At 68.5% G+C, this 24,921-nt stretch carries 19 protein-coding genes; 9 read left to right on the top strand and 10 right to left on the bottom strand.

The genetic code is table 11. The features are described from left to right. From AAG816_RS06090 to AAG816_RS06050, 9 genes are all read left to right on the top strand, one after another. Window positions 1–405: a DUF4150 domain-containing protein gene (locus AAG816_RS06090; protein WP_341988660.1), complete on the top strand. Its 405-nt coding sequence runs from the start codon at window positions 1–3 to the stop codon at window positions 403–405. A 49-nt stretch (window positions 406–454) separates the two neighbouring features. Continuing rightward, a complete protein-coding gene (gene tssI / locus AAG816_RS06085) occupies window positions 455–2,953 on the top strand; it encodes a type VI secretion system tip protein TssI/VgrG (RefSeq protein WP_341988658.1) in 2,499 nt (832 codons plus the stop codon). Window positions 2,954–3,097: 144 nt separating this feature from the next. Further along, window positions 3,098–3,661: a DUF3540 domain-containing protein gene (locus AAG816_RS06080; protein WP_341988656.1), complete on the top strand. Its 564-nt coding sequence runs from the start codon at window positions 3,098–3,100 to the stop codon at window positions 3,659–3,661. Beyond that, entirely contained in the window at window positions 3,658–5,487 is a 1,830-nt protein-coding gene (locus tag AAG816_RS06075) for a hypothetical protein (RefSeq protein ID WP_341988655.1), read from the top strand. Before AAG816_RS06080 ends, AAG816_RS06075 begins: the two co-directional genes overlap by 4 nt. Further along, complete coding sequence (locus AAG816_RS06070) at window positions 5,484–5,831, top strand: hypothetical protein (RefSeq protein ID WP_341988654.1); 348 nt, start codon at window positions 5,484–5,486, stop codon at window positions 5,829–5,831. Before AAG816_RS06075 ends, AAG816_RS06070 begins: the two co-directional genes overlap by 4 nt. 245 nt (window positions 5,832–6,076) lie before the next feature. Continuing rightward, entirely contained in the window at window positions 6,077–6,592 is a 516-nt protein-coding gene (locus tag AAG816_RS06065; protein WP_341988653.1) for an Hcp family type VI secretion system effector, read from the top strand. A gap of 295 nt (window positions 6,593–6,887) precedes the next feature. Next, on the top strand, window positions 6,888–9,641 hold the full coding sequence (gene tssH / locus AAG816_RS06060) for a type VI secretion system ATPase TssH (RefSeq protein ID WP_341988652.1): 2,754 nt from the start codon (window positions 6,888–6,890) through the stop codon (window positions 9,639–9,641). Window positions 9,642–9,662: 21 nt separating this feature from the next. Then, the gene (locus AAG816_RS06055) at window positions 9,663–11,336 is read left to right on the top strand and encodes a sigma 54-interacting transcriptional regulator (protein ID WP_341988651.1); all 1,674 of its coding nucleotides are present in this window, start codon (window positions 9,663–9,665) and stop codon (window positions 11,334–11,336) included. Window positions 11,337–11,346: 10 nt separating this feature from the next. Further along, a complete protein-coding gene (locus tag AAG816_RS06050) occupies window positions 11,347–12,729 on the top strand; it encodes a serine/threonine-protein kinase (RefSeq protein WP_341988650.1) in 1,383 nt (460 codons plus the stop codon). Between the two features lie 9 nt (window positions 12,730–12,738). Here AAG816_RS06050 and AAG816_RS06045 read toward each other — a convergent pair whose 3' ends face one another. The 10 genes from AAG816_RS06045 to tagH are packed head-to-tail and all read right to left on the bottom strand — an operon-like array spanning window position 12,739 to window position 24,911. Further along, the gene (locus AAG816_RS06045) at window positions 12,739–13,506 is read right to left on the bottom strand and encodes a MinD/ParA family protein (RefSeq protein WP_341988649.1); all 768 of its coding nucleotides are present in this window, start codon (window positions 13,504–13,506) and stop codon (window positions 12,739–12,741) included. Next, window positions 13,503–14,096 carry a hypothetical protein gene (locus AAG816_RS06040; protein ID WP_341988648.1) on the bottom strand — a complete coding sequence of 198 codons (594 nt, stop codon included), beginning with the start codon at window positions 14,094–14,096 and terminating at the stop codon, window positions 13,503–13,505. The genes AAG816_RS06045 and AAG816_RS06040 overlap by 4 nt, the downstream gene beginning before the upstream one ends. A 4-nt stretch (window positions 14,097–14,100) precedes the next feature. Further along, entirely contained in the window at window positions 14,101–15,066 is a 966-nt protein-coding gene (locus AAG816_RS06035; protein WP_341988647.1) for a serine/threonine-protein kinase, read from the bottom strand. Continuing rightward, window positions 15,063–15,794: a protein phosphatase 2C domain-containing protein gene (locus tag AAG816_RS06030; RefSeq protein ID WP_341988646.1), complete on the bottom strand. Its 732-nt coding sequence runs from the start codon at window positions 15,792–15,794 to the stop codon at window positions 15,063–15,065. Before AAG816_RS06030 ends, AAG816_RS06035 begins: the two co-directional genes overlap by 4 nt. Then, window positions 15,791–16,552 (bottom strand): type VI secretion system-associated protein TagF, encoded by a 762-nt coding sequence (tagF, locus tag AAG816_RS06025; protein ID WP_341988645.1) that lies wholly within the window; start codon window positions 16,550–16,552, stop codon window positions 15,791–15,793. Before tagF ends, AAG816_RS06030 begins: the two co-directional genes overlap by 4 nt. Next, window positions 16,549–20,127, bottom strand: a complete 3,579-nt coding sequence (gene tssM, locus AAG816_RS06020; protein WP_341988644.1) for a type VI secretion system membrane subunit TssM — start codon at window positions 20,125–20,127, stop codon at window positions 16,549–16,551. Before tssM ends, tagF begins: the two co-directional genes overlap by 4 nt. Window positions 20,128–20,136: 9 nt before the next feature. Continuing rightward, a complete protein-coding gene (icmH, locus tag AAG816_RS06015) occupies window positions 20,137–21,048 on the bottom strand; it encodes a type IVB secretion system protein IcmH/DotU (RefSeq protein WP_341988643.1) in 912 nt (303 codons plus the stop codon). Beyond that, window positions 21,045–22,385, bottom strand: coding sequence for a type VI secretion system baseplate subunit TssK (gene tssK, locus AAG816_RS06010; protein WP_341988642.1), 1,341 nt, complete (start codon window positions 22,383–22,385; stop codon window positions 21,045–21,047). Before tssK ends, icmH begins: the two co-directional genes overlap by 4 nt. Window positions 22,386–22,428: 43 nt before the next feature. Next, the gene (tssJ, locus tag AAG816_RS06005) at window positions 22,429–22,968 is read right to left on the bottom strand and encodes a type VI secretion system lipoprotein TssJ (RefSeq protein ID WP_341988641.1); all 540 of its coding nucleotides are present in this window, start codon (window positions 22,966–22,968) and stop codon (window positions 22,429–22,431) included. Then, window positions 22,968–24,911 (bottom strand): type VI secretion system-associated FHA domain protein TagH, encoded by a 1,944-nt coding sequence (gene tagH / locus AAG816_RS06000; RefSeq protein ID WP_341988640.1) that lies wholly within the window; start codon window positions 24,909–24,911, stop codon window positions 22,968–22,970. Before tagH ends, tssJ begins: the two co-directional genes overlap by 1 nt. Between the last annotated feature and the right edge of the window lie 10 nt (window positions 24,912–24,921).

Here is a 24,921-nt window from a genome sequence, read left to right as displayed (position 1 = left end):
ATGTTCGTGACCTCCCAAGGCCCCATGCCGGCCACCGACCTGGGCTTTCCCGATGTGTGCAAGACCCCCATGGGGCCGGTGGTGACGCCCATCCCCTATGCCTGCATCGGCCTGTCCACCACCGCCATTCCCAGCCAGACCAAGCTGCTGCTGTGCGCCATGCCGGCGCATAACCTGGCCACCATCACCCCCATGACCAATGGCGACCAGCCGGGCGTTCTGATGGGGGTGGTGTCCAACATGGTGATGGGGCCGGCGCAGGCGGCCATGGGCTCCACCAATTTCATGGTGGGCGGCACGCCCGCCACCAAATTGACCTCGCCCACCAAGCAGAACGGCAGCTGCCCGAACGAGCCGGGCCTGCGCATCAGTCCGTCCCAGATCAAAATGATGGCGCTGCGGTGACGCGGGCCACCCGAACCGAGCGTCCCATCTTCACCGCGAGGGATTTCCCATGCCGGCCGAACTGAGTATTTCGGTGTCGATTCCCGCCCTTGAGGTGGAGGATCTCGCCTGTGAAGCCTTCCGGGGGCGGGAGGGCATCTCGATGCCCTACCGGTTCGAGGTGTTCCTGGTCACGCCCATGGATCTGGCCGGCCAGTCCGCCGCCGGCAAGCCGGCCTGGCTGACGGTGACCGCCAAGGGCGAGAGCACCACCTTTGCCGGCGTGGTGCTGGAGTTCCGCGTCAATGACAAGCCGAACCACAATGATTTTGCCTATGCGCTGGTGATCGCGCCGCGCCTCTCGCTGCTGGACTACAGCCAGCAGACCGAGGTCTTTGCCGCCGACACGCCGCTGGATGTGAAGGCGCTGCTCAGCGGCATCCTGGACGGCAGCCTGTCCCAGGGCAGCACCACCAGCGGCCACGGGCAGCAACTGGATTTCACCGTTTCATCCACGGTGCCGGCGGAATATCAGCGCTCCAACATCACCAAATACAATGAAACGGACCTGACTTTCTTTGCGCGGGTCTGTGAGCATTACGGCATCTTCTATTTCATCTCCACGGATGAGTCCGACACGGATCCGAAGGATGAGATCACCGTGGGGGCGATGAACACCGATTTCGTCGACATCGGCACCTTGCGGTTCAAGGGCGATGGCGACGCCATGTCATGCGACGACAGCTCGATCACCTCCTTCTCCAGCGTTGAGCGGCCGCAGATCAAGAAGGTGCGCCTGCGCGACTATAATGAGGCGACGCCCAGCACCGATCTGATCTCCGCCAGCACCGGCACCGAAGGGGTGGGCGAGATCGTGGAATATGGCGACCATTTCCCCAATGACGGGGAAGGCCGCAAGCTGGCCGCCATCCGCGCCGAGGAACTGGCCTGGCAGGCGGCGGTGTTCGAGGGCCGCAGCACCGTCACCGCGCTGCGGGCCGGAACCACCTTCACGCTGGACGAGCACCCCATCGATGCGTTCAACGCCGCTTATGTGGTGGTGGAGGTGACGCACCAGGCCGGCAATCCGGCCCCGCTGGGCTTTACCGCCGGCAGGCACGCCGCCGCCTATGGCAACAGCTTCGTGGCCATCCGCAAGGATCGCCCGTTCCGTCCGCGGCGGGTCACGCCCCGGCCGGTGATGTCGGGTGTGTTCAATGCCCAGGTGGATGCGGAGACCGATGACAAGCGCGCGCCGCTGGATGATGCCGGCCGCTATCGGGTGCGCTTCATCTATAATGACGGCGGCAACCACACCACCGCCGGCAAGGCCAGCGCGCCGCTGCGGCAGTTGCAGCCTTATGCGGGGGCCTCCACCAACAGCGCGGTCGCCGGCCTGCACATGCCGCTGCTGAAGAATGCCGAAGTGCTGGTGGGCTATGTGAATGGCGACCCCGACCGCCCGGTGATCGTGGGGGCGGCATACAATGGCACCAATGCGGACCCGGTGGTGAAGGCCTCGCGCACCCTCAACCGGCTGCGTACCACGGCGGGGACCCTGCTGGAGATGGAGGACGGGTCCAGCGACACCGGCACCCGTTTTCTGCGCATGGATGTGCCCAAGGTGGTGGGCGACAAGCCGCCCACGGGCAACTATCTGCGGCTGGGCTCCTTTGCCGGCGATGATGAAAAGCCCGCGCAGTCTGGCCTGACCTATACCACGTCCGTGGTCACGACCGCGGATTCAGATGCCTATGGTTCCACCAAGGGCGGCTTGGCCTATACCGGCTTCGACACCAAGACTGCCAATTCCGAAAATACGGTCACGGTAACGCCGACCACGCATTCCACCTCCGGCAATGGCGTGCTGCTCTATAGCGAGCAGGATCTGGACGTGAACATCGTCGGCGCCGCGACCATGAAGTTCGGCGCCGGTTACGCCACCCAGACCACGCAAGGGGATTCCACCCATGCGGTGAAGGCCGGGCAATATACCCTCAAGGCCACCAATGGCGTGAAAATCAACGGCGGCGTCGACGGCGCGCTGGCGGATGTCTCCATCACCGCCACCAACATGGTGAAGACCAAGTCCCAGGGCGACACCACCTTCTTCACCTATGGCACCACGACCAAATATTCCATGGGGGAATCCTTCACCATCTTCATGGGCTTCGAGCAGACGCTGAAGGCCTCCATCTCCCTGACCATTCAATTGTCGGCGGTGAGCACCATCACTTTGGGCGCCGCCACCTCCATGACGCTGGGGGCCAAGGCGGACGTGATCCTCGGTCTGTCGGCCAAATACTGCATCGGCGCCGGGGACATGAAGGTGGCGACCAAAGATCTCAAAATCTGTGGCTCGGATTCCAAAATAACCGAGTCGGATATCAAGTATGTCGCGGGGATCGACGGCAAGGTCTGCCAAGTCTCCATCAGCATTGAAAAGGTGAAGGGCACCAAGGGGGAGGCCTTCATCCGCGACTATGCCACCGGCGTGGTGAAGCAGGGGCTTACCGCGGCCAAGAAGAGCATGGCCGCGCGCATGGTCGATTTTGAAGTCATCAGCTGACGCAAGGGGCTCGTCGCCATGTCACCGTCCAGGCTCGCCTTGCCCACCAACGGCGCCAGTTCACACGCTGCGCCCGGTGCGGCCACGCCGACCGCGGCCGCGCAATCTGCGCCCGGCACGTTCCCGTGCGCACGGGTGATTGAAATGGCCGCGGATGGGCGGGCGCGGGTCGCCGTTGACGAGGCGGAACTATGGGCCGCCCGCGCCTTCAGTTGCCTGGTGGAGCCAACCGTGGGGGACCGGGTGCTGCTGGCCCAGGTGGAGGGCGAGACCTATGTGCTGGCGGTGCTGGATCGTCTTTTGCCCGGCACTGCCACCTTGTCGGCGCCCGGTGTCGAGCGGCTCACGGTGTCAGCCCCGCATCTGGGACTTGCGGCCGGCGAGACACTGGCGCTGGTCGCGGCGCGGGACGTAACCATCGACAGCCGCACCGTGGCCATCCGCGCCCATGCCTTTTCACTGGTCGGGCGCCTTGTCACTCTGGTCGCCGATCATCTGCGCTCCACCGCCCGGCGGCGGGAGGTGGTGGCGGACCAGATCGCGGTGCAGGCGCAGTCGCGGGTTGCCTTGGTGCGCGACACCGATGTGCTGGAGGCCGGCACGGTGATGCAATCGGTGGCCGGCATCACCAGCACCACCGCCGCCACCGCGGTGCTGGTGGCCAAGGAGGATGTGCGCTTCGACGGCAAGCGGGTGACGGTGGGATGAGGACCATCGACCTCACCGGCGCCGCGGCGCCTTTCGCGGCCCATGTGGCCGCGGCCGGTCAATTGATGTCCGCCGGGCGGTTCGACGAGGCGGATATCCTGGTGGCGGAGGTGCTCGCCGCCGCGCCGGAGCAGGTGGATGCGCTGCTGCTGCGCGCCACCGGCGCGCTGGCGCGCGGCGCCTTGGCGCCGGCGTTCGATCTGCTGGCGGCGCTGGCCGCGCGCTATCCCGGTCGTGCGGATGTGATCGCCAATCTGGGCGCCGCCCATGCGGCCCTGGGGCGTCCGGAGGAGGCCTTCGTCTGCCTGGAACAGGCGGTGCTGCTGGCCCCGGACGACGGGCTGCGGCGGGCGGAACTGGCGGCGCTGCTGCTGGCCCGCGATGCGCCCGAACGCGCCCGCGCGGAGATCCTCGCCGTGCAGCATCTGGCGCAGGCGGCGGACGATGCGGCGCTGGCCGCGGAAGGCTGGTCGCTGGCTGCGCGCCTGATGCTGCGCGGGGATCGGCCCGCGATGGCCGAGGCGGCGCTGCGGCGCGCGCTGGTGCTGCGCCCCGCCCATGCGCCCGACCTTGCGCTGCTGGCGGACCTGCTCGCCACCCTGGAGCGTCCGCACGAGGCGCTGGCCGCTGCCGAGGCTGCCTATCTGGCCGCGCCGGCGGATCCTGCCCGCGCCATTGCCCGCGCCGGACGGCTGATGGATGTGGGGCGTCTGGCGGAGGCGGAAGCGGCAACCCGGCGGGTGCTGGCCCTCTCGCCGCATGATGCGCTGGCCACCGATGCCCTGGCGCGGGTGCTGATCCTCAAGGGGGAGGGGGCGGCGGGCATCGCCGCGTTCGCGCAGGTGGTGCGCCGGGCCGAAGGCGATCCGGGGGCGTTGCTGGCCATGGCCCGCCTGCTGCGGCTGAGCGGGGATCTGGAGAAGGCCCTGGCCTTCGCCGATCAGGCGTTGCAGCGCGCGCCCGACGAACTCGCGGCGATCCAGCTTCAGGCCCATCTGCGGCTGGCGCTGGGCCGGATCGGGCAGGTCTGGTCCGTGCGCGCGGACCCGTCGCCGTTGACCGTAGCGGCACTGGTCATTCCCGAGGGCCTGCCGGCGGGCGAGGTGGTTCTGCTGGCCCGCTTTGCCATCGGCCTGCGCCGAGACGGCGCACGGGTGCCCTGCCATTGCGAGGCGGCGCTGCTGCCCCTAGTGCAGGGCATGGTGGGCCTTGCAGCTACCGATGCGCCCGCGCCGCTTGATGCCGTGGCGCTGCCCACGCTGCCCGGCCTGTTGGGCGTCGGCCCGCAGGATCTGGCGTGCGCCCCCTATCTGGCGGTGGATGCGGCGCGGCGTGCCCGCTGGGGCGCGGCCATGGCGCATCTGCCGAAACCCTGGATCGGCCTGGCCTATGAGGCCGGGCCGCTGGGGCTGACTCTTGGGCCCCTGGTCGCGGCGCTGGCGGGGCGAGGCACGCTGATCTCGCTGGCCTTCGACGCGGCGCGGGGGCAATTGCCGTCCTGTCCGCAGGTGGTGGACGCGGGCGCCGACGTGGCCGACGCCCGTGATCTGGCGGCGATCCTGTCCCATCTGGATCTGGTGGCCGGCAGCGCGGGTCTTGCCCTGCATATGGCCGGGGCCATGGGCGTTCCCGCGGTCGCACTGGTTGCGGCCGCGCAGCCCTGGGCGTTCGCCCACCGGGAGGGCGCGGCCCTATGGTATCCCGGCGTCCGCGTGCTGCCGCAAACCCGGGCCGGGGCATGGGATGCCCCGCTCCAGGCCCTGACCGCGCTGGCCGAGCGCCTGGGGCCTCATGCCGTGGCACTCACCGAGGACCCCGCCCCATGATCTGGCAGCCGCTGAAGGACGACGTAAGCGCGTTGGAGGTGCAGCTTTCCGCATCGGTGCGGGCGCTGGTGGCGGCGCATCCCGCCGGCGGGCCGGAGGCGCCCGCCTGGCAGAGCGTGCTTCTGGACGATGGGCGCAGCCTGCAGTTGCGCCTCGCCGCCAGCCCGCAGATCCGCACCAAATTCGGTCTGCGCGCGGTGATCACCTATGCGGTGACGGGGCAGGCGGTGATCGGCGCGGAAGGCTTTGCCTGCCAGGGCGAGGCGGTTCTGGATCTGAAGACGCGTGCATTTCTCGATGTCCAGTGCACGCTCGCGCCGCTCGGGGTTGTGGAGGCCGTTTGAGGCCGGGTCGCACCGCTGTCATGTGCGCAGAAGCCGGCAACCCCGCTCCAACTGCGCAGAAATCTGCGCAGTTGGGTGAAGCAAACGGGGCACCAAAAGCCGTCATCTGGGGGGCAGAAGCAATCATCAAAGCGTTGCGGCAAATACAAACCGGCCATCATGACGAAACCGTGAAATAAAACTGGCATCGGACTTGCGGAAGGGAGATCACCGGCGACCGGCCGGCACCCAAGACCGAGGGCATAATGCCGACTCCCGCTTACATCAGCATCACCGGCGAAAAGCAGGGCCTGATCACCAAGGGCGCCTTCACCGCCGACAGCGTGGGCAATTCCTATCAGGAAGGCCATGAGGACGAGAGCATCGTCCAGGGCTTCCTGAGCAACGTGATCATCCCCCGCGATCCGCAGTCGGGCCAGCCGACCGGCGGGCGCGTGCACCAGCCCGCCACCTTCACCAAGTATCAGGACAAGGCCTCGCCGCTGCTGTGGCAGGCCCTCGCCACCGGCGAAGTGCTGAGCACGGTGGAACTGTTCTTCTGGCGCACGTCCAAGACCGGCCAGCAGGAAAAGTACTACACCATCAAGTGGGAAGACGCCGTGCTGGTGGACGGCAAGGCGATGATCCCCAACTGCCTGCTGCCCGAAAATGCCCAGCTCCAGCACATGGAAGACTGGTCCTTCACCTATCGCAAGGTGACCTGGACGCACGAGAAGGCCGGCACCTCCGGTTCCGACGATTGGCGCAAGCCCGTCACCTGATCGGCTTTGGCTGATGGCGGTCGCCGCAGCCGGCGGCCGCAAGCCCGAGGGAGCGCAGGCGCTTCCTCGGGTTCCCATTCCGCCGCACGCCGTACGGGAGTGCGGTAGTATATTGCATGGGTGTCATTTCCAGGTCATCGAACCTGTCTTCCATGCGCGCGGGCTGATGGGATCGCGGCGCCGGGCCAGGGGGGATGAACCGTGCCCGGCTCCGCCTCTCAGCCCGTGATGGGCCGTGCGCCGGTGCCCGCCGATTTCGGCGGGACGGCGTGGCCCCGTGCGGGGGAACATTGCCATGCTGTCGCTGGATCTCAAGCCGCTTCTGGATCGCCTGTCGCCTTACACCAAGCGCGGGCTGGAGATGGCGGCAGGCCTTGCGGTGGGCCGCGGCAATTATGACGTGAGCGTCGAGCACTTCCTCCTGGCCATGGTGGACGATGCCGACCGCGACATGGGCCTTGCCCTGCGCCATTACGGCGTGGAGACCCCCACCTTGAAGCGCCAGTTGCAGCGCGCGGTGGAGGAGATGAAGGCCGGTAATCCCGGCCGCCCGGTGTTCGCGCCGGTGCTGATCGAGATCCTCACCGATGCCTGGCTGCTGGCCTCGGTGGAGCTGGGGCAGGGTGCCACCCGCTCCGGCGCGGTGCTGCTGGCAGTGCTGGCCAACGGCAACCGCTTCGGCCTCACCGAGTGGTGGGAGACCCTGCGCGCCGTGCCCAGCGCCCGGTTCAAGGCCGAGTTCCACACCCTCCTGGCCACCTCGGCCGAGAGTGTGGCCACGGCGGCGCCTGCCGGACCTGCCGCGGGCCGGCCTGCGGGCCACGGCGCGCGCAATCCCGACAGCGTGCTCGCCCGCTTCGCCACCGATTTCACCGCCCAGGCGCGGGCGGGCAAGATCGATCCGGTGTTCTGCCGCGATCGCGAAATCCAGCAGATGATCGATATTCTCGGCCGTCGCCGGAAGAACAATCCCATCTGCGTCGGCGAGCCGGGCGTGGGCAAGACCGCGGTGGTGGAGGGCCTCGCGCTCAAGATCGCCCAGGGCGACGTGCCGGAATTCCTGCGGCAGGTGGAACTGGTGGGCATCGATCTGGGCATGCTCCAGGCCGGCGCCGGGGTGAAGGGCGAATTCGAGAACCGGCTCAAGGGCATCATCGAGGAGGTGAAGGCCTCGCCCACGCCCATCATCTTGTTCATCGACGAGGCCCACATGATGGTGGGCGCGGGCGGTGCGGCGGGAGGCGGAGATGCCGCCAATCTGCTCAAGCCGGCGCTGGCGCGCGGCGAATTGCGCACCATCGCCGCCACCACCTGGAGCGAATACAAGAAGTATTTCGAAAAGGATTCCGCCCTGGAGCGGCGGTTCCAGGTGGTGAAGCTGGACGAGCCCAGCCCGGCGGAGGCCACCACCATTCTGCGCGGCCTCCGGCCCATCTATGAGCGCAGCCACAATGTCTATGTGCGCGATGATGCGGTGGTGGCGGCCAGCCAATTGGCCGCCCGCTACATCTCCGGCCGCCAGTTGCCGGACAAGGCGGTGGACGTGCTCGACACCGCCTGCGCCCGCGTCAAGCTGAGCCTGACCAACCGCCCGCAGGCCCTCGACAGCCGCGAGCGGCGCATCGCCACGCTGGAGCGCGAGCTGTCCGCGCTGGCCCGCGACCAGGACACCTTGGGCAGCGGCGACAATCCCCGCGCCCAGGAGATCGCCGACGAAGTGGCGCATCTGCGCACCGAGATCGCCGAGGTGGAGGTGCGCTGGGGCCGGGAGAAGGCCCTGGTGGACCGCATCCTCGCCCTGCGCCAGCAGCTCAATGCGTTGGCTGATCCCGAGCCGGCCTCGGACGCCACCGTCGCCGACCCCGGCACCGACGCGCCGCTGGCGCCAGCCGATGACAGCGCGGCGGACGACGCCACGTGCGCAGTGCGGGCGGAACTGGCGCAGGTGGTGGCCGAACTGGCCGCGATCCAGGGCCGCACCGGGCTGCTGCACTATGAAGTGACCCCCGAGGCAGTGGGGCAGGTGATTTCCGATTGGACCGGCATTCCCACCGGCAACATGGTGCGCGACGAGGCCGCCTCCATCCTGGCGCTGGCCCGCGACCTTGAGCGCCGGATCAAGGGCCAGGATCAGGCCATCGCCGCCATCGACGAGGGCATGCGCGCCGCCAAGGCGGGCCTCAACAGCCCCACCCAGCCCATGGGCGTGTTCCTGTTCGTCGGCCCCTCCGGCGTGGGCAAGACCGAGCTGGCCACCGCCGTGGCGGACCTGCTGTTCGGCGGCGAGCGCTTCCTGATATCCATCAACATGTCGGAGTTCCAGGAGAAGCACACGGTCTCCAAGCTGGTGGGCTCGCCCCCCGGCTATGTGGGCTTCGGGGAAGGCGGCATCCTCACCGAGGCGGTGCGCCAGCGGCCCTATAGCGTGGTGCTGCTGGACGAGGTGGAGAAGGCCGATCCGGAAGTGATGAACCTGTTCTACCAGGTGTTCGACAAGGGCGTGTTGTCCGATGGCGAGGGCCGGGTGGTGGACTTCAAGAACACCATTGTCATCCTCACCAGCAATCTGGCCACCGATACCCTGACCCATATGGGCCAGATGACCCCGCGCCCCGCCACCGACACGCTGGTGGAGGCGATCCGCCCGCAATTGTCGCGGCACTTCAAGCCGGCCCTGCTGGCGCGCATGCAGATCGTGCCGTTCTATCCGCTGCTGGGCGACATTCTGGGCGAGATCGTGCGCCTCAAGCTGGACAAGGTGGGCCGCCGGCTGCGCGACAGCCAGAAGATGGCGTTCGCTTATTCCGATGCGGTGGTGGCGCAGATCGTCGCCCGCTGCACCGATGTGGAGACCGGCGCCCGCAACATTGATCACATCGTCAACAAGACCCTCTTGCCGGACATCGCCACCGAAATCCTGCACGGCATGGGCCGGGAGCAGCAGGCCAGCGCCATCCATGTGGACACCACTGCGGAGGGGCGGTTCATCTATCGCCTGGAGGAGGCGGGCGGGCGCACCGCGGCGCCGGGCATCCGGCAGGATGCCTGAGCGGTGTCGGACACCGTGAACGTGAGCCCCGCAAACGTGACCCAGGCCCCGGCGTCCCCGCCGGACCTCTCCGTGCGCGACCCGCTGGGGGTGATCGAGGAACTGATCGAGCTCACCACCGCCCTCTCCACCGAGCGGCGGCTGGAGAGCGTCATCAGCGCCGTGGTCAGCTCCGCGCGGCGCCTCACCCAGGCGGATGGCGGCCGGGTGCTGGTGCTCGACCGCACCGGGCGCGAGCTCTATTGCATGGTGGCGCAGAATGACGGCGCCCCCGCTGCCGCAGGGCTCGGGCAGCCGGTGGCGCTCTATCGCGCCGGCGGCGGCTTCCACATGGAAGATCCCAGCGCCTATGCGGCGGTCACCGGCCGGGTGGTGAACATCGCCGATGTGCGCGCCTATAGCGGCTTCGACTTTGCCGAACTCTACCGCCAGGAGGCGCGCGGCCCGTTCCGCACCCGCTCCTTCATGGTGCTGCCGCTGCGCAGCCTGGAGGGGGTGACGCTGGGCGTGCTCCAGCTCATCAACACCCGCACCGAGCCCGGCGGCCCGCCGGTGGCGCTGACGCCGCAGTTCGAGCGCATCGTGCGCGCCTTCGCCGCCCATGCGGCGGTGGCCATCTCCAATGCGCGGCTGTTCGAGGAGAACCGCCAGCTCATCCGCCAGTTGGATCGCGCCAATGCGGACCTGACGCTGGAAAACTCCCGCCTGCGCAGCGAAATCGGCGTGGGCGAGGGGGTGATTGGCGACAGCCCGGCCTTCCAGGCCGCGGTCGCCTTGCTGCGCCGCGCCGCGCCCGCCGAGGTGCCGGTGCTGCTGCTGGGGGAAACCGGCACCGGCAAGGAGGTGTTCGCCAAGTTGCTGCACGGCCTCGGCCCCCGCAAGGGCAAGGCGCTGGTGGTGCAGAATTGCGCCGCGCTGCCGGAAAACCTGCTGGAGAGCGAATTGTTCGGCTATCGCAAGGGGGCGTTCTCCGGCGCCCATGCGGACAAGAAGGGCCTAGTGCACGAAGCCCATGGCGGCACGCTGTTCCTGGACGAGATCGGCGACATGCCGCTGGGCCTGCAGGCCAAGATCCTGCGCCTGCTGGGCCAGGGCGAGGCGCGCCGGGTGGGCGACACCCGCACCGAGATCGTCGATGTGCGCATCGTCGCCGCCACCAATGCGGACCTGCCCGCCAAGATCGCCGCCGGGCAGTTTCGCGAGGATCTCTATTATCGCCTCAGCGTGTTTCCCATCACCTTGCCGGCCCTGCGCGAACGGCCCTCGGATATTCCGGCGCTGATCGAGCATTTTCTCGGGCGGGCGTGCCAGGCCATCGGCCGCACGCCGCCAGCGCTCAGCCCCGGCGTGCTGGACGCATTGATGAAATGGCGTTTTCCCGGCAATGTGCGCGAACTGAAGAACGTGGTGGAACGCGCCATCCTGCTGTGCGACGAAGGACGCCTGGAACTGGGGCATTTGCCGCCGGAACTGCGGAGCGATCCGGCGGTGCCGGCGCCGGTGCCTCCGGCCGATCCGCAGACGGTTGGCGGGCTGCGGGCCATGGTGCAATGCTATGAGGCGGCGCTGATCGAGGTGCAGTTGCGCGAGACCGGCTGGAACCAGAGCCGGGCGGCGGACCTGCTGAAGATCTCGCGCCGCAGTCTGGTGGACAAGGTCCAGCGCTACGCCATCCGGCAACCGGAGCGGGCGTGAGGACGGGAGGGTGACCATTTCCGAGCGTTCGCCTGCGGGCCCGACCGGCTCAGATCCATTCGACGGGGCGCTGACCACCTTCCTCACCGGCCGGCGTCCGTTCGAGGGGCTGGTGGAAGATATGCGCGCCCTTGTGCAGGGTCGCGCGGATGGCCTGGCCCATCTCTCGCAACGCTTGCAGGCGTTCATCGATGTGGGGCGCCTGCCGTACGATCTGGGTGTGCTGGTCTATCAGGACGTGGCGAAGGCGCCGGTGGCCGAGGCGGCACCGCCCGCATCCGGCGCCCAAGCGGTTCAGCCCCGGCCCGGTTCCGCCGCGCCCGGCGCGGTGGATGCCCCGGCGCCGGACGACGATCTGCGGCGCAAGGTGGATGCCGTGGTGCTCCAGGCCCTGGTGGGGCAATATAAGGATCGACGGAAGGCGGCCCCCAGCCGGCCCCCGGAGCCGCAGCGGCAACTGGATGCGGCGCTGGCGTCGTTCCGCGGCGCCCGCACCCGCCATGATGCCCGCAAAGCCGCGGCCGGGGAGGCCCGCGCCTATCCGGTGGCGGAGGCGCCGCCCGAACGCAGCATGATCGGCGAGATGCTGCGCGAGCGCTTCGTGCTGGACAAGGAATTGGGGCGCGGCGGCATGGGCGTGGTCTATCGCGCCGTGGATCGTCGCCGCCTGGAGGCGCAGGCCCGCCGCCCCTATGTGGCGGTGAAACTGCTGGCGGGAGATTTCCGCGCCCATCCCGACGCCTTGCGGGCCATGGAGGCGGAGGCCCGCCGCACCCAGGACCTGCCCCATCCCAATATCGTCACCGTGCATGATTTCGATCGCGACGGCGACCATGTGTTCATGGTGATGGAACTGCTGGAAGGCCGCTCTTTGGATGCGGTGCTGAAGGACAGCACCCTCGATTTCATCGGCAGTCCGGACGCCTATCGGGCGGTGGGGGAATTGTGCGCGGGGCTGGCGCTCGCCCATGGGCGCGGCGTGGTGCATGCGGACCTCAAGCCCGCCAATCTGTTTCTATGCACCGACGGCACTCTGAAGATCCTGGATTTCGGCATTTCCAGCGCGGCGCGGGACGAGGGGGGCTTCGATGGTTCGCAACTGGATGCCCTCACCCCGGTCTATGCCAGCCCCGAGCGCCTGCGGGGCGATCCGCGCGATCCGCGCGACGACATCTATGCTCTGGGCTGCCTGATCCATCTGATGATGACCGGGCGCCATCCGTTTGGCCGCATCTCGGCGCTGGATGCGCTGGCCAAGGGGCTGACACCGGAGCCTCTGCCGCAGTTGCGGCCACAGGAGCAGGCGGCGCTGCGCGCCGCACTGGCCTTCGACCCCGAGCAGCGGCTGGCGGATGCCTATGCCTTCCTCCAGGCGTCGAACTGGCAGCTCTGAGCGGGACCTTTACGATTCCAGCTGATCCACGACCCGGCGCAGGCCGGTCACATAGGCGCAGTCGGGCATCTGGGCGCTGAGCACGCCGGCGCTGCCCAGGCGTACCAGATCTTCCGTCAGCGGCAGCACCGCCGCGACCGGCGAGCGATAGGCCAGCGAAATCTGCTCGGCCAGCGCCTTGGCGTCGAACGAGGCCAAAGCCTTGTTCACCACCAGCAGCAATTGCGGCACCTCCAGGCGGCGGGCCAGCTCCAGGGTCACCGCGGTGCCTTGATAGTCCTGATGGTCCGGGCGCAGCACCAGCAGCAGGCAATCGGAAATGGCGATGGAGAGCAGGGTCTCGTCATTGACGCCGGGATGGGTGTCGATGAGCAGATAATCCAGCCGCAGCCGGTCGCAGAGCGCGTGGAAGCCGTCGTTGAGCAGATCGACCTCATAGCCTTCCTTCAGCACCCGGGCGATCTCGCCGGTGCGCATGGAGGAGGGCACCAGCAGCACCTTGCCGGTGCCGTTGCGGGAATGGTCGCCCAAGGCCGCGTCGGTCACGTCCACCGCGGCATCCTCGACCGCGCACCGACCCCAGAGATAGTCGTTGAGGGTGAAGCGGATGGCGGACGGATCCAGGCCGAACAGCACATGGATGCCCGGCGAATGGATGTCCGTATCCACCACGCCCACCCGATGGCCGCGCTCCGCCAGCAGGGCCGCCACATTGGCAGTGATGTTGGATTTGCCGGTGCCGCCCCGATAGGAATGGGTGGATACGATACGCGTCATGACTGACCGTCCTGCGGTTCGCCGTTCGGTGTGGGCTCGTTGGGTGCGTCGCTGGTCGATGCGTCGCTGGTTCTTGCGTCGCTCTTGCCCGCCTCGCCCTTGGGCTCGTCTTGCGCGCCCCCGACGCCCTTGACGCGGGCGCGCATGGTCCGGGCACGTTTCTGAAGGTCCTGGAAATAGTCGCTCTCGACGATCTCGCCCACCTCGCGCTTGAAGCGCTGGCGGTCGATCTCGATGGTCAGCGTCTGGACCTTCTGGGTCAGCGTCACATTCTCGCGGGCCAATTGCCGGTTGGCTTCTTCCAACTGCCGCTGCGCCTCGCGCAAGTCGTCGATCAGGCCGTTGAGGCGAAACTCGCGCGCCTCCACCTGCACCAGCATGCTGCCGAAGGATTCCGCCAGCTCGCGAATGGTCTGGGAGGCGTCGGGATCGACGGTGAGCGCGAACAGATCGTCGGTATTGCCATAATTGCCGCGGGCGATCTCGTGGCACACCCGGTCCAGCCGGGCCAGCGCCTGCCGCCGCTCCGGGCGCGGAACCTCCGCCGGGGGTGGCAGGTCGGGAGGGGTATCGTCGCCAGGGTCCGTCACCGCATCAGGCTCCCATCCGCAACACGTTCAACAGCGCCCGCGGGCCGAAGCGCGGGCCGAGGAAGCCGGCCATGAACGCGTCCACACTGGCCGGTCGCGCCGCGGGGTCGAAGGCCATCAACGCCTTCAGCGCCCGCCAGCGATGCGGCGCAAGGCCCTGCGGCCGCAGCGGTTGCAGGCCCATTCTCTGCGCCTCCTGCGAGGTTCGCCGCTGGAACGGGTGTGCCCCGCACAGCACCACATAGATCAGCAGGCCGAAAGCAAACAAATCGCAGCCGGGGGTGGGGTCGGCCCCGGCCAGGCGTTCGGGCGACGCAAACGAAGGGGTCAGGCCGCCCACCAGGTCCAGATAGCGGATGGTGGCGTCTTCCTGGTGGGCATCCTCCGCGCCGCCGGTGCGCTGGGCCAGGCCGAAGTCCAGCACCTTCACGGTGCCGTCGCCGCTGATGAACACGTTGCCGGGCTTGAGGTCGGTGTGGATGACGCCCGCGCCATGGGCGTGGGCGAGGGCCGCCGCGACGCCCGTGATCACCCGCCGCGCCTGCGGCCAGTCCAGGCCCTTGCCGGTGCCCTCGGGCAGGACGGTGGCCAGCGTCCGCCCGGTCAGCAGTTCCATCACCATGAAATGGGTGTCGTCCTGATGGTCGCTGTCGAACACCCGCACGATGTTGGGATGCACCAGGCCCTGCATGCGCTGGGCCTCGCGATGGATCAGTTCATGCGCGGCATGGGCATAGGGCGCTGGCATGCTGGCCACTTTCACCGCCACATGGGGCTGGGCGGCGCGGCCGCGCAGGCGGATGTGGTCCACCGCATGATAGACCGTGCTCATGCCGCCGCGACCGATCACCTGGATCAGTTCATAGCGGCCCTTGAGCCGGGTGCCGAGATGGTGGGGCAGAACGGTCGGCGTCGCAGCCTGGCCGGTGCCGCGACCCACCATCCGCTGCGGCGGGACCACCCGGCTCATGGCAGATCGCCTCCCAACGGGATGCGCACCGCGACGGCGGTGGCATCGTCGCGCGAGCCCCGCGCCACCGCCTCGGTGACGATCCGGTCGGCCATGCCGGCCATGGGGCCGCGCAGCAGCTGGGTGAGGCGAGCGTCATCGAGGAAATTGCTGACCCCGTCGGTGCACAGCAAGAGCACATCGCCGGGCACGATCTCCACCACGCAGCAATCGATCTCCACCTCATGGCTGGGGCCGATGGCACGGGTGATGATGTTGCGCGGGTGGATGTCCCCGTGCTGCGCGCACAAGGAATGGTCATGGGTGAGTTGGTGCAGTTCGTCGCCGCGGCGCAGATAGGCGCGGGAATCCCCGGCCCAGAGGCACACGCCGGCCGCTTCTCCCACCAACAGCAAGGCGATGGTGGACCCCATATGCACCGGCGGCCGCCGCCCGATGCCCTCCTGGAACAGAGCATCATTCACCTGGTGCAAGGCGTCCTCCGCCTCGCGCACCCGGGTTTCCAGCGTGGCGCCGGGCGTGACCACGCGGGCGAGCACCTCGACGATGGCCCGGCTGGCCACCGCCCCTTCCACCAGCCCGCCGATGCCGTCCGCCACCGCGAACAGCGCCTGATCCGCCATCACCGCAAACGAATCTTCATTCACCTGCCGCGCCACCCCGGTCCGGGTGGCGGCAGAGGTGTCCAGTTGCCAGGGGCTGGCCGGGAGCAGGGGCGCATCCATCATTGCGGCGCCTCCGAGGGGAACGCCCGCGGGGCCGGAGCATCACCGGTCCAGGCGCCATCCATCATGCGCACATAGGTCTCCAGGCTGGGCAGGCCTTGCACCAGCACATTTGCCGGGGGCAGGTCGCCCCACTCCTCGTGCCACCAGCAGGTGAGGCCGGCGGGGCCGCGGGCCTTTTCCCGCAGCACGCCGGTCAAAAGGTCGCTGGCCGCACCGCCCACCGAGTGATGGCTGCGGCCGGTGAGCACCCAGACCCGGCTGCCACGGCCCGCATCGCCCCGCACCGCCCGCCACACCGGATGGCGCTCCGGCGGCGGGGCGAGGCGCATGGCGGCGATGTGCTCGGCGGCGGCATCGACGGGCATGTCGCCTCCGATCAGGTCCAGGGCCATGGTCTCCAGCGTTCCGGCGAGGCGATGGGTCTCCTCGGTCAGGTCCAGGAGCCCGCTGGCACGGGAAAAGGGAACCGCCAGCGTCAGGGGGAACGCCCGCCCGAAGCTGTCCACGGACGAGGCCAGCACCCCCACCCAGCCGCAGGGGCCGGCCACGCCGGGATCAAGCGCAAAGCGCCAGGGCGGGCTCATGAGATAGCGCTGGTTCCATATCTCCCGCGGCACGGTGCCGTCACCGCCGAGCACGCGGGCGATCCAGCCTTCCCAGGGGGTGACGAAGCTCAGCGGCAGATGCCGGCGGATGAAGTCATCGGTGGTGGGGATCTTCCCGAAGAGCCCGCCCCGGGGCAGGTCCGGGGGGCTCATAGGTCGTCCGGGCAGCGGAAGCTGGCAAGGGCGCCGAGATTGAACGGGCTGTTCACGCTGCCCGACCGCAGATCATAGGTGACGCTGGCGCCGTCCGACCCGTTGACCGTGAACGACTGCCGCTCCGAGCGTCCGCGCGGCGACGAGGCGCTGATGAAGCGGAACAGGGCCCAGGGACCGGAACGTTGCACCTTGATGTCATTGCCGTCCACGGGGGTAAGGGTCACGGACACCGTGCTGGCGTCGCTGCGGGTGGGCCATTCCAGATCATAGCTGCGCGGGGCCTCGTGGCGATAGACGATGTCGTTGCCATCCACCGCCAAGGTTGCCCGTAGCACATTGGGCGACAGGAAGGTCGGCCGCACGCTGAATTTCACCAAAAGGGTCGGCCCCTTGTTGGGGAAGAAGGCCTCGCGGATCTGGCGGGCGCGGCTGAACTGCGCCAGCGCCGCCTGGCTCACCGGCACCCGAGACCCATCCACCGTGACCGGCACATAGGTGCCGCGCTGGTCTACCACGAAGCCGGCCATATATTGGGTGAAGAAGGTATCCAGCGTGCCGCCGGGCCGGAAGAAGTCGGTGAAATCGGTGAGCGTCACCTCGTCCTTGGCGTCCGCATAGATGGGATAGCGCCGGGCGATGGCGCTCTCGCACACCGGCAGCACGTCCTGCTTCCAGGCCTGGTTCACATTCTGGTAGGCCAGCGACAGCAAAGTGGACCATGCGCTGTCGTCCACCACCTGCAGGATGGTGCGCACCGGCTCCGGCCGCAGCGCGGAATCCGCCCGCAAGGCCGCGAACGCATCGTTCTTCTGGTCCTTGACCCGGCTGGCGACGATCTGGAACGCGGCCACCGATGGCTGCGGCGCATTGGCGACGCCGGACATCACCCCATAGACATTGCTCAAGAGGTCGCGGATGCGGCCGAGGGCGGGCAATTGGCCGGCGGCTCCCGGCGCAGCCAATTGGATCAGCGGAATGAACGGCTGGGTGATGGTCTTGCCCGGCCACGGGCCATCGCCCAGAGCGGCGCTGGTGGCGGCATTGGTCACCGCGCCGCCGGCTTTGCTGGCCGCCACCGCCAAGGGGGAGACCTGGGGCAGAGCGGCGCCCGGTGGCGGCGGCACATTGGTGTCCTGCCCCGGCGGCGGCAGATCGGTGTTCTCGCGTATGCTGGCCACCAGGGCATCCACCGGCGATTGCGGGCCGGCGAGGTTCTGCAGCACCGCCATGGCGCGGGGCATGTCGTTGAAGCGCACCGGTGTAATGCGCGCCAGCGCGCCCTGCCAGATGGCCACATAATCCTTCACATAGCGGTCGGCGATCTGGCGGGCGAGCGCCTGGGCCTGGGGCTGGGTGCTGCCACCGGCCACCCAGTCCGAGCCCAATTCCTCGCTGACCAGGATCGGCAATTGCACCAGGAAGTAATTGTAGAAGCCGGGACGGGTGAACAGGCCGGGGATGACGAGGCCGCCATTGGCCTGGGCATCCGGGGTGCCGGTCAGGCTGCGCGCCCCCAGCAACTGGCCAAGGTCGATGCTGGTGAGGGCTGGCGTCTGGTAGCCCTCCCGCAGCAGCCGGGCATAGACCTGATCCACTTGCGGGACCTTGGCGAGCTTGGCGCGAGCGTTGCTGATCAAGGCCTGGTTGAGCGGATAGGGCTTGGGCATCAGCGCCATCAAAGCGGTCAAATGCTCGGCCATCTGCGCCTGCTTGGCGGTATCCAGCGGAAAGGCCAGCACTGCCTCGGTCTTGGCCACCTGGGTCATGGTGGCGCGGTCGAAGCGCTCCGGCTCCCCGAGCATCAGGTAATTGCGCAGCGCGGCACGCAAATTTTCCAGCGCGGCCGGCGTGCCGAGCCGCTGGTCCTGATCGATCCGGTCCTCCAGCCGATTGCCGAGAGCGGGCAGCAGGCGCGCGACCAGCAGCCGGTCATAGGCGGCGGTGGAGGCCGCGCTCAGGCGCGGGGCGGCGGAGAGACCGAAGCTCTCGGTGCTGATCCAGCCGTTGGGACCGCCGGTGATCTCGTCCAGGCGGGTGGCGGCATTCAGCACCGGCAACAGGTCGTTGAAGGTGGAGCGCGGCGGCAGGTGCAGCAAATGCCGATCCAGATCGTCCAGCGCCACCCGGGTTTCGCCGATGCGGATCTCGCTCTGGGCCGAGCCGAAGATCCAGGTGGAGGCAAGCCCGATGGTCAAGGCGGCGGTGGCCACATAGGCCAGCCCCCGCACGGTGGAGAGCCGCCGTTCCAACTGGCGGTTGACGCCCACCAGGCCCTGCTCCTCGAACACCACGTCGGTGAGCACGCGGTTGATGAAGAACGCCTTGCCCTTGCCGCTGAACGCCAGCTGGCGGGTGCCGGCGAGGCCGAAATTGCGGCTCATGGCCCCCAGAAGGCGGTCCACCGGCGTGCCTTCCTGGGTGCCGCTGGTGAAGTACAGCCCGCGCAGGATCGGACGCATCTCGAACCGGCTGGTCTTGAACACGTCGGCGATGAAGCCGGCCAAGGGATCGCGCAGGCTGGCGAATTCCTTGGGGAAAGTGAACATGCGGCAGCGCCGGGCGATGCTGCGCTCCTGGTGCAGCAGGCGCATCAGCCGGCCTTCGAGGCGCTCCACCAGCCCCATGAAGCGGTGCTCGAAATCGGCGCCGGGCTGGACGGTGGGGTCGTCCAGCGGGAAGGTGGTGCCCCAGGCCTGGGCGCGGCCGGTGTCGTCCAGTTCGTCGAAATACTCGCTGAATCCGCTCACCAGATCGCATTTGGTCAGCAGCACATAGACCGGAACCGGCATGCCGAAGAAGCGCATCAACTCCTGAAGCCGCTTCTTCACCGCCTCCACATGCTTCTTGCGGGTGGCTTCGTCGCCGGACACCACGTCCGCGAGGCTGATGGCGACGATGACGCCATTGATGGGGCGGCGGGGGCGGTGGGTGCGCAGCAACTCCAGGAACCCGCGCCAAGTGGCCTTGTCCACCTCGCTGTTGACGTCCTGGGTGGTGTAGCGGCCGGCCGTATCGATCAGCACCGCCTCGTCGGTGAACCACCAGTCGCAATATCTCGTGCCGCCGACCCCGGCCACCGGGTCGTCGCCCACCCGTTCCGCCAGCGGAAAGGTGAGGCCCGAATTCTTCAGGATCGTGGTCTTGCCGGCGCCGGGCGGTCCGATGATGACGTACCACGGCAACTGGATCATGTAGTTGCGGCCGGACTCCTTGCCGATGGTGGTGTCCTTCAGCACCCGCATGGTGCCTTCGAACCGCTCGCGGATGAGTTCGATCTCGTCGGAGGATTTCTCGCTGGCCAGGGTGGCCAGCCCGTCGGTGTCCAGCAGATGGCGGATCGCCAACGCATTGGCCCGCCGCGCCAGCAGGATGCGCAGCACCATGGCCGCGAACACCACCACGAACAGCCCCACGATGGCGCCGATGCGGGTGCCGACACCGGCGAGCGGCGTGACGCCGGCGATGCTCACCGACGGGCCGACGAACCAGATCAGGATGGCGACGCACAGCAGGCCGAGCAGGATCAGCAGGGTGCGGACCCGCAGCAGTTCAGTGAGGGCGGCGTTGAGCATAAGCGTTCCTCAGGTCTTCGGCGCGCCGATGCGTTCAAACCGGTTTTCAATGGGCGTCACGCCCTGGTCCAGGCGGAAGGCGAACAGGCCATAGATGCCCAGCAGCAACGCACCGGCCACCGCGAACACCACCCAGAGCGGCAAAGCCGAGCGCAACTGCCGGCGCACCGACACCCCCTGCCATTGCGGCGACAGATCGTCGGGCAGCGCCTTCACATGGCTGCGCCAGAGCCGGCCCAGTTCGTCCCGCAATTCTTCCAGCTGGTACTGGCCGCCCTCCGTGACCCGGTATTTGCCCTCGAAGCCAAAGGCCAAGCACAGGTCGATCAGCTTCAGCAAAGCCAGATGCTGCGGCGGGTTGGCGCGCACGCGGTCCAAGATGGCGAACACCTTCTCCCCGCCCCAGGTCTCGCCGTGAAACTGGTTGAGCAGGCTGTGGGTGCTCCAGTTGCTGGCGGCGCCCCACGGGGTGGTCATCACCGTCTCGTCCAGCAGCGAGCACAGCACATAGCGGGCGGCGCTCACATCGGACACACGGGCGCCAAGCTTGAGGGCGCGCTCGTCGAATTTCTTGATTTGGGCCACCGTCTCGGTGCGCAGGGCGGTGACGTCCGCATAGTCCACCGCCTGGCGCAACTGGGCCACCAGGGCCAGCAGCGGCGTTGCGGCGGCAGCGATCAATTCCTCCGGCCGGCTGGCGTCGGAGGACAAGGGCAGTTCCGCCAGCAGCCCCGGGGCGGGCGGTGGCGTGGCCTGTCCGGGCGCGGCGGGCGCCGGGCGCAAAGGCATGGCGGAGTCCATGGCGGGACTGGGCGCGGACGGGCGCTCGCCGTCCCGCCCCGCGCCAGCGCGGCCCACCGCCACCGGCCGGTGGCCGATCACGGTGGGTTCATCGTCGCCCATGTCGGATGCGTGCGTCACGGCTGCCCCGCCCGGATGGCCCAGAACTCCATATGGAGATCGGGATAGTCACCGCTCACATGGAAGGCGAAGGCGGCCGAGCGCGCGAGGCTGCGCCACAACTCCACCCCCTGGTCCAGTTCGAAATAGACCGCGCCCTGGAGATAAGGCAGCTCCCGCGGCGCCACCGGCAGCGAGCGCAGCGGGATGCCCGGCAATTGCAGGTTCACCAGATCGCGGATCTGCTCAATGGAGCCCACCTTGGTGGTGGCGGGAAGCTGGGTGCGCAGGGTCTCGTGCGGGATGCCGGCGCTCGCCACCAGAATGAAGCGGCCGCCGGAGAAGATGGTGCGGTCCAGGATGGTGGCGGTGCGGATGCCATAGCCGCGCTCCTGGAGCGGCAGGGGCACCACATTGCGCTCGATCACCACATTGAGCGCCTGCCGCAGCGCCGCCAGCAGCGGCTCCAGGCCCGTCTCCAGATCGTCGTGCACATAAGGCGGCAGATGTGGCACGCGGCGATGCTGGGTATCGAAGGTGGAGAGATCGCCCACCAGCCGCACCATCTCGCGGAACAGCACTTCCGGATGGCAGCCGGGCAGATGGGACAGATGGTGCAGCACCGCGTCGGCGCCATTCATCACCCGCAATACCAGCACATCCAATAGCCCGGCGCTGTCGGCGGCCATGCGGCTTGGGTCGGCGCGCTCGGCCAGGGCCTCGGCGCGGTTATGGACCAGGCCATGGACTTCATTCAGCACCTGCACAAGCCGGGTGGAAGCCTGATAGTCGAGGCAGGGCGGAATATGGGTCGGCGAAAGCACCACCGACCCGGCGGGCTCCATCTCGGCGATGCGGGCGACCGGCAAAGCGATCAGGTCGTCCTGGGGCTCGCCTTCGAACAGCAGGCCCACATTCAGTCGGCCCACACGGATTTCCACCGGCTCGCGGTCCGGGGCGCTGGTGTCGCGCACCGCATGCTCTGCCGCGCGGAAGCGGCGCTGTGCGGCACCGGGCTCGACGATCTCCGCGCCGTCCCGGGCGCGGGCGGGCACGGCGATGAACACCCGCGCTTCCTTCAGCCCCGGCGGCACCCGGCGGGGCGGGGGCGGCGGCATCTGGCCGGGAATATCCAGGGTGGTGCCATCGGGGAGCACGGCGAGACAGCGCGACACCACGATCTGCCCGAGCCGGAGCATCTCCTGGTCGATTTCCAAGTGGCGCAGCCCCCAGCCGAACGGCGCCAGACCGCGCACACGGGCCTCCAGCGCATGTTCCAGCCAGCGGTCATGCTGCTGGAAGTGCTGCGGCTTGACGAACATGCCTTCCGTCCAGAGGGGTTTGCTGGTCAGCGACATGAGGTCGAGCGCTCCGGGCAATACGGGTCTGCGATAAGGGCAATCACAGGCCGAACCAGCCTTTGCCCCGCGTGGCATTCAGCTCCACGCTCACCGAAAGGCTGGTCACGGTGACCAGGAAGTAATTGGACTTGCCGGGCACCACCTCGACGACCGCGCGCCACTGGGCGGCATTGAGGTCGCGGAAGCCGGCGATCACGCCCAGGAACTTCACATCGCCGGTGATCTCGTGGTCCACATCCTTCGTGGTGCCGGGGAGGATCTCCACTTCCTGCTTGGACAAGAGTTCCGGACCGATCTTGGTCACGTCGTGATCCAGCAGTTCGAAGAAACTGGCGCTCATGAAGTTTGTTTGCGCCTTGAGATCATACAGCTTGATGACGATGGGGGAGGGGGTGCCATCCTGGTTCGGATTGACGTTGGCGTCCGCCCGAATGGTGATGACGGTGGGGGTGATCACCGGCGGCGGCGGTCCCGGCGCCGCGCACGCACCGAGGGTGAGCGCCAACGGCAGCGCCAGCAGGCAGAGGAAAGCCGCGCGGCGGGCATGGGGCTCCACGGCCTTGGGGGTTGGGCCGTGCATCAGGGGTCTCTCCGGCGCAGGTCTTGGCTATGGTGGGCGTAGGCGCGGGCGAACTCTTCCCCCACCACCTCCGGGCTGATGACGTCGAGCGCATCCACGAGACGCTCGTGCATGGCGAGGTAGCGATCCCACAGCCGGCCCTTGTCGAGCTTGCGGGCGAACAGGCTGGCATTGCCGGCGGCTTCCCCTTCCAGCTCGAAGGTGACCGCTGCCGGGCTGACGCGCTGGAGCAGCCGCGCGATGGTGGCCTGCATGGCCTCCATGGCCGCCATCTCATGCACTTTCACGTCGGCGAACCCTGCGCGGGCGGCATCTGCCGGCGCCAGGAAGCCGGGCGAGCGCTTCACCAGCGCCTTGTCCAGGGCCTCCCGGCCCGAGCTGCAGAATTTGAACGGATTGTTCTCCACCGGCCGCAACTGGGTCTGATCCAGATTGAAGCCGTCCTTGATCAGCCGCCGTGCCTCCAGCACCGAGACCAAACCGTCGGCCATCTCGCGCAGCAGGCCGGCCACATCGGCAAACAGCATGGCGCGGGCCTGGAGCGACAGGCTCGGCCCATCGAGGCCCAGCAGCGCCCAGAGCGGTTCGGCAGGATCTCCACCCGCCGCCGACGCCTCCGGCGGCATGGGGGGCAGGGGCGGGCCGGGTAAGGGAGTCCGGGGTATCGGCGGGGCTTCGCGAGGCGCCGCAGACCGCTCGTCGCCCAAGGCCAGGGCGGCAGGCAGGCGCGATGTGGCCGTGGGCAATGTCTGACCAACCGTGCCGCCCCGCGCCGCCGCGCGCTGGCGCAGCAGCGAGACCGGATCGGCGGCGGCCAGACCTGGTTCGGGCGGGGTGCGGGTGGACACGCCGCGCGAGATGGCGAGCGGTGCCTCCGGGGCGGCCGCTGGCGGACGCAGATTCTCCGCGGACACAGGCGATCGCGGGGTCAATTGCGGGATCAGCACCGACAATTCGTCAAGGAAGCCGGGCGGAATGCCGCCCTCGGACAGGCCCACAGCGGGTGGCACCGGGGCGAAGGCAGGCGCCGGGATGGGCGGCGCCAGGTTTTGGGCCGGTGGCGGGGCGGCCAGCGGCACGGGGGGATAGGCGGACGCCTCCAGCGGTCCGCCCAACGGAGCCGAAGGCCAAGGCGCGGCCGGGGGAACAGCATTGCCCCCTGCGCTCTGTGGCGGGAATACCGGCGCACCGGGTATCGGATTGAGGGCGAAATCCGCGGGAATGACCGCTGTCGTACCGGGCGCTGGTGGCGGCGACACGGCGGCCGGATAGGGGGGCGCCGCCGGTCGCGGGGCGGGCGCTGGCGGCGCATAGGGCTGTGGGGTCGCGGGCGCTGGCCGGCTGCGGCTGTCCAGCAGGTCCCGCCACCCGGTGGTGGTCTCGCCAGACTTGCGCACAAGGCCTAGTTCCTGAAAGGGATTGTCGCCCTCCGGCGCGCTCTCCGCCCCGTCCAGCGCCGCCAAAGGGTCGATCTGCCGCGGTGTGCTGGCCGGGCGATAGGTGGCTGCCGGGCGGGCTGCGGGCGTCTGCCATGGTGTGTCGAGACGTGGCGAGGCCGCGGGCAGTTCGCCAAGGCCGGCGCCGGGCGCTACTCCGCTGTGCGGACGTTGCGCCGCCTCGGTGCGCAGAACCTCCACGGCAATGACGTAGACGCCCACATAGAGCGTATCGCCCGTGACCAGAACCGCGCTGTTGCCGCGGCCCAAAGGGGCATCTGTGGTGTTCACATAAACGCCGTTGGTGCTCAGATCCACCACCACGAAGCCGTGGCCGTTGAAGCGAATCTCCGCATGCCGGGCGGAGACCGTGTGGCTCGGATCGGGCAGGCGCCAATCACAGGTTGCAGAGCGGCCGATGAACCCTCCGACCTCCGGGAAATCCCGCGAGGCTTCAGCGCCGAGGCTCTGCCGCTGGTCGCTGGTGACAGTCAGCCGCGCTCGCACACCCATCCTC

The organism is Azorhizobium sp. AG788, assembly GCF_943371865.1.
Taxonomy (GTDB): domain Bacteria; phylum Pseudomonadota; class Alphaproteobacteria; order Rhizobiales; family Xanthobacteraceae; genus Azorhizobium.
Note: the sequence above shows the minus strand (reverse complement) of the source record. Positions and strands in the feature narration are given on the sequence as shown.

Bases quoted from the DNA above. Each gene is read 5' to 3' on its own strand.
- AAG816_RS06030 (WP_341988646.1), bottom strand. From the start codon at position 15,794: ATGATGGATGCGCCCCTGCTCCCGGCCAGCCCCTGGCAACTGGACACC.
- AAG816_RS06045 (WP_341988649.1), bottom strand. From the start codon at position 13,506: ATGACGCGTATCGTATCCACCCATTCCTATCGGGGCGGCACCGGCAAA.
- AAG816_RS06070 (WP_341988654.1), top strand. From the start codon at position 5,484: ATGATCTGGCAGCCGCTGAAGGACGACGTAAGCGCGTTGGAGGTGCAG.
- tssI (WP_341988658.1), top strand. From the start codon at position 455: ATGCCGGCCGAACTGAGTATTTCGGTGTCGATTCCCGCCCTTGAGGTG.
- AAG816_RS06035 (WP_341988647.1), bottom strand. From the start codon at position 15,066: ATGAGCCGGGTGGTCCCGCCGCAGCGGATGGTGGGTCGCGGCACCGGC.
- AAG816_RS06065 (WP_341988653.1), top strand. From the start codon at position 6,077: ATGCCGACTCCCGCTTACATCAGCATCACCGGCGAAAAGCAGGGCCTG.
- tagF (WP_341988645.1), bottom strand. From the start codon at position 16,552: ATGAGCCCCCCGGACCTGCCCCGGGGCGGGCTCTTCGGGAAGATCCCC.
- AAG816_RS06080 (WP_341988656.1), top strand. From the start codon at position 3,098: ATGGCCGCGGATGGGCGGGCGCGGGTCGCCGTTGACGAGGCGGAACTA.
- tssH (WP_341988652.1), top strand. From the start codon at position 6,888: ATGCTGTCGCTGGATCTCAAGCCGCTTCTGGATCGCCTGTCGCCTTAC.
- AAG816_RS06090 (WP_341988660.1), top strand. From the start codon at position 1: ATGTTCGTGACCTCCCAAGGCCCCATGCCGGCCACCGACCTGGGCTTT.
- tssJ (WP_341988641.1), bottom strand. From the start codon at position 22,968: ATGCACGGCCCAACCCCCAAGGCCGTGGAGCCCCATGCCCGCCGCGCG.
- tssM (WP_341988644.1), bottom strand. From the start codon at position 20,127: ATGCTCAACGCCGCCCTCACTGAACTGCTGCGGGTCCGCACCCTGCTG.
- AAG816_RS06075 (WP_341988655.1), top strand. From the start codon at position 3,658: ATGAGGACCATCGACCTCACCGGCGCCGCGGCGCCTTTCGCGGCCCAT.
- tssK (WP_341988642.1), bottom strand. From the start codon at position 22,385: ATGTCGCTGACCAGCAAACCCCTCTGGACGGAAGGCATGTTCGTCAAG.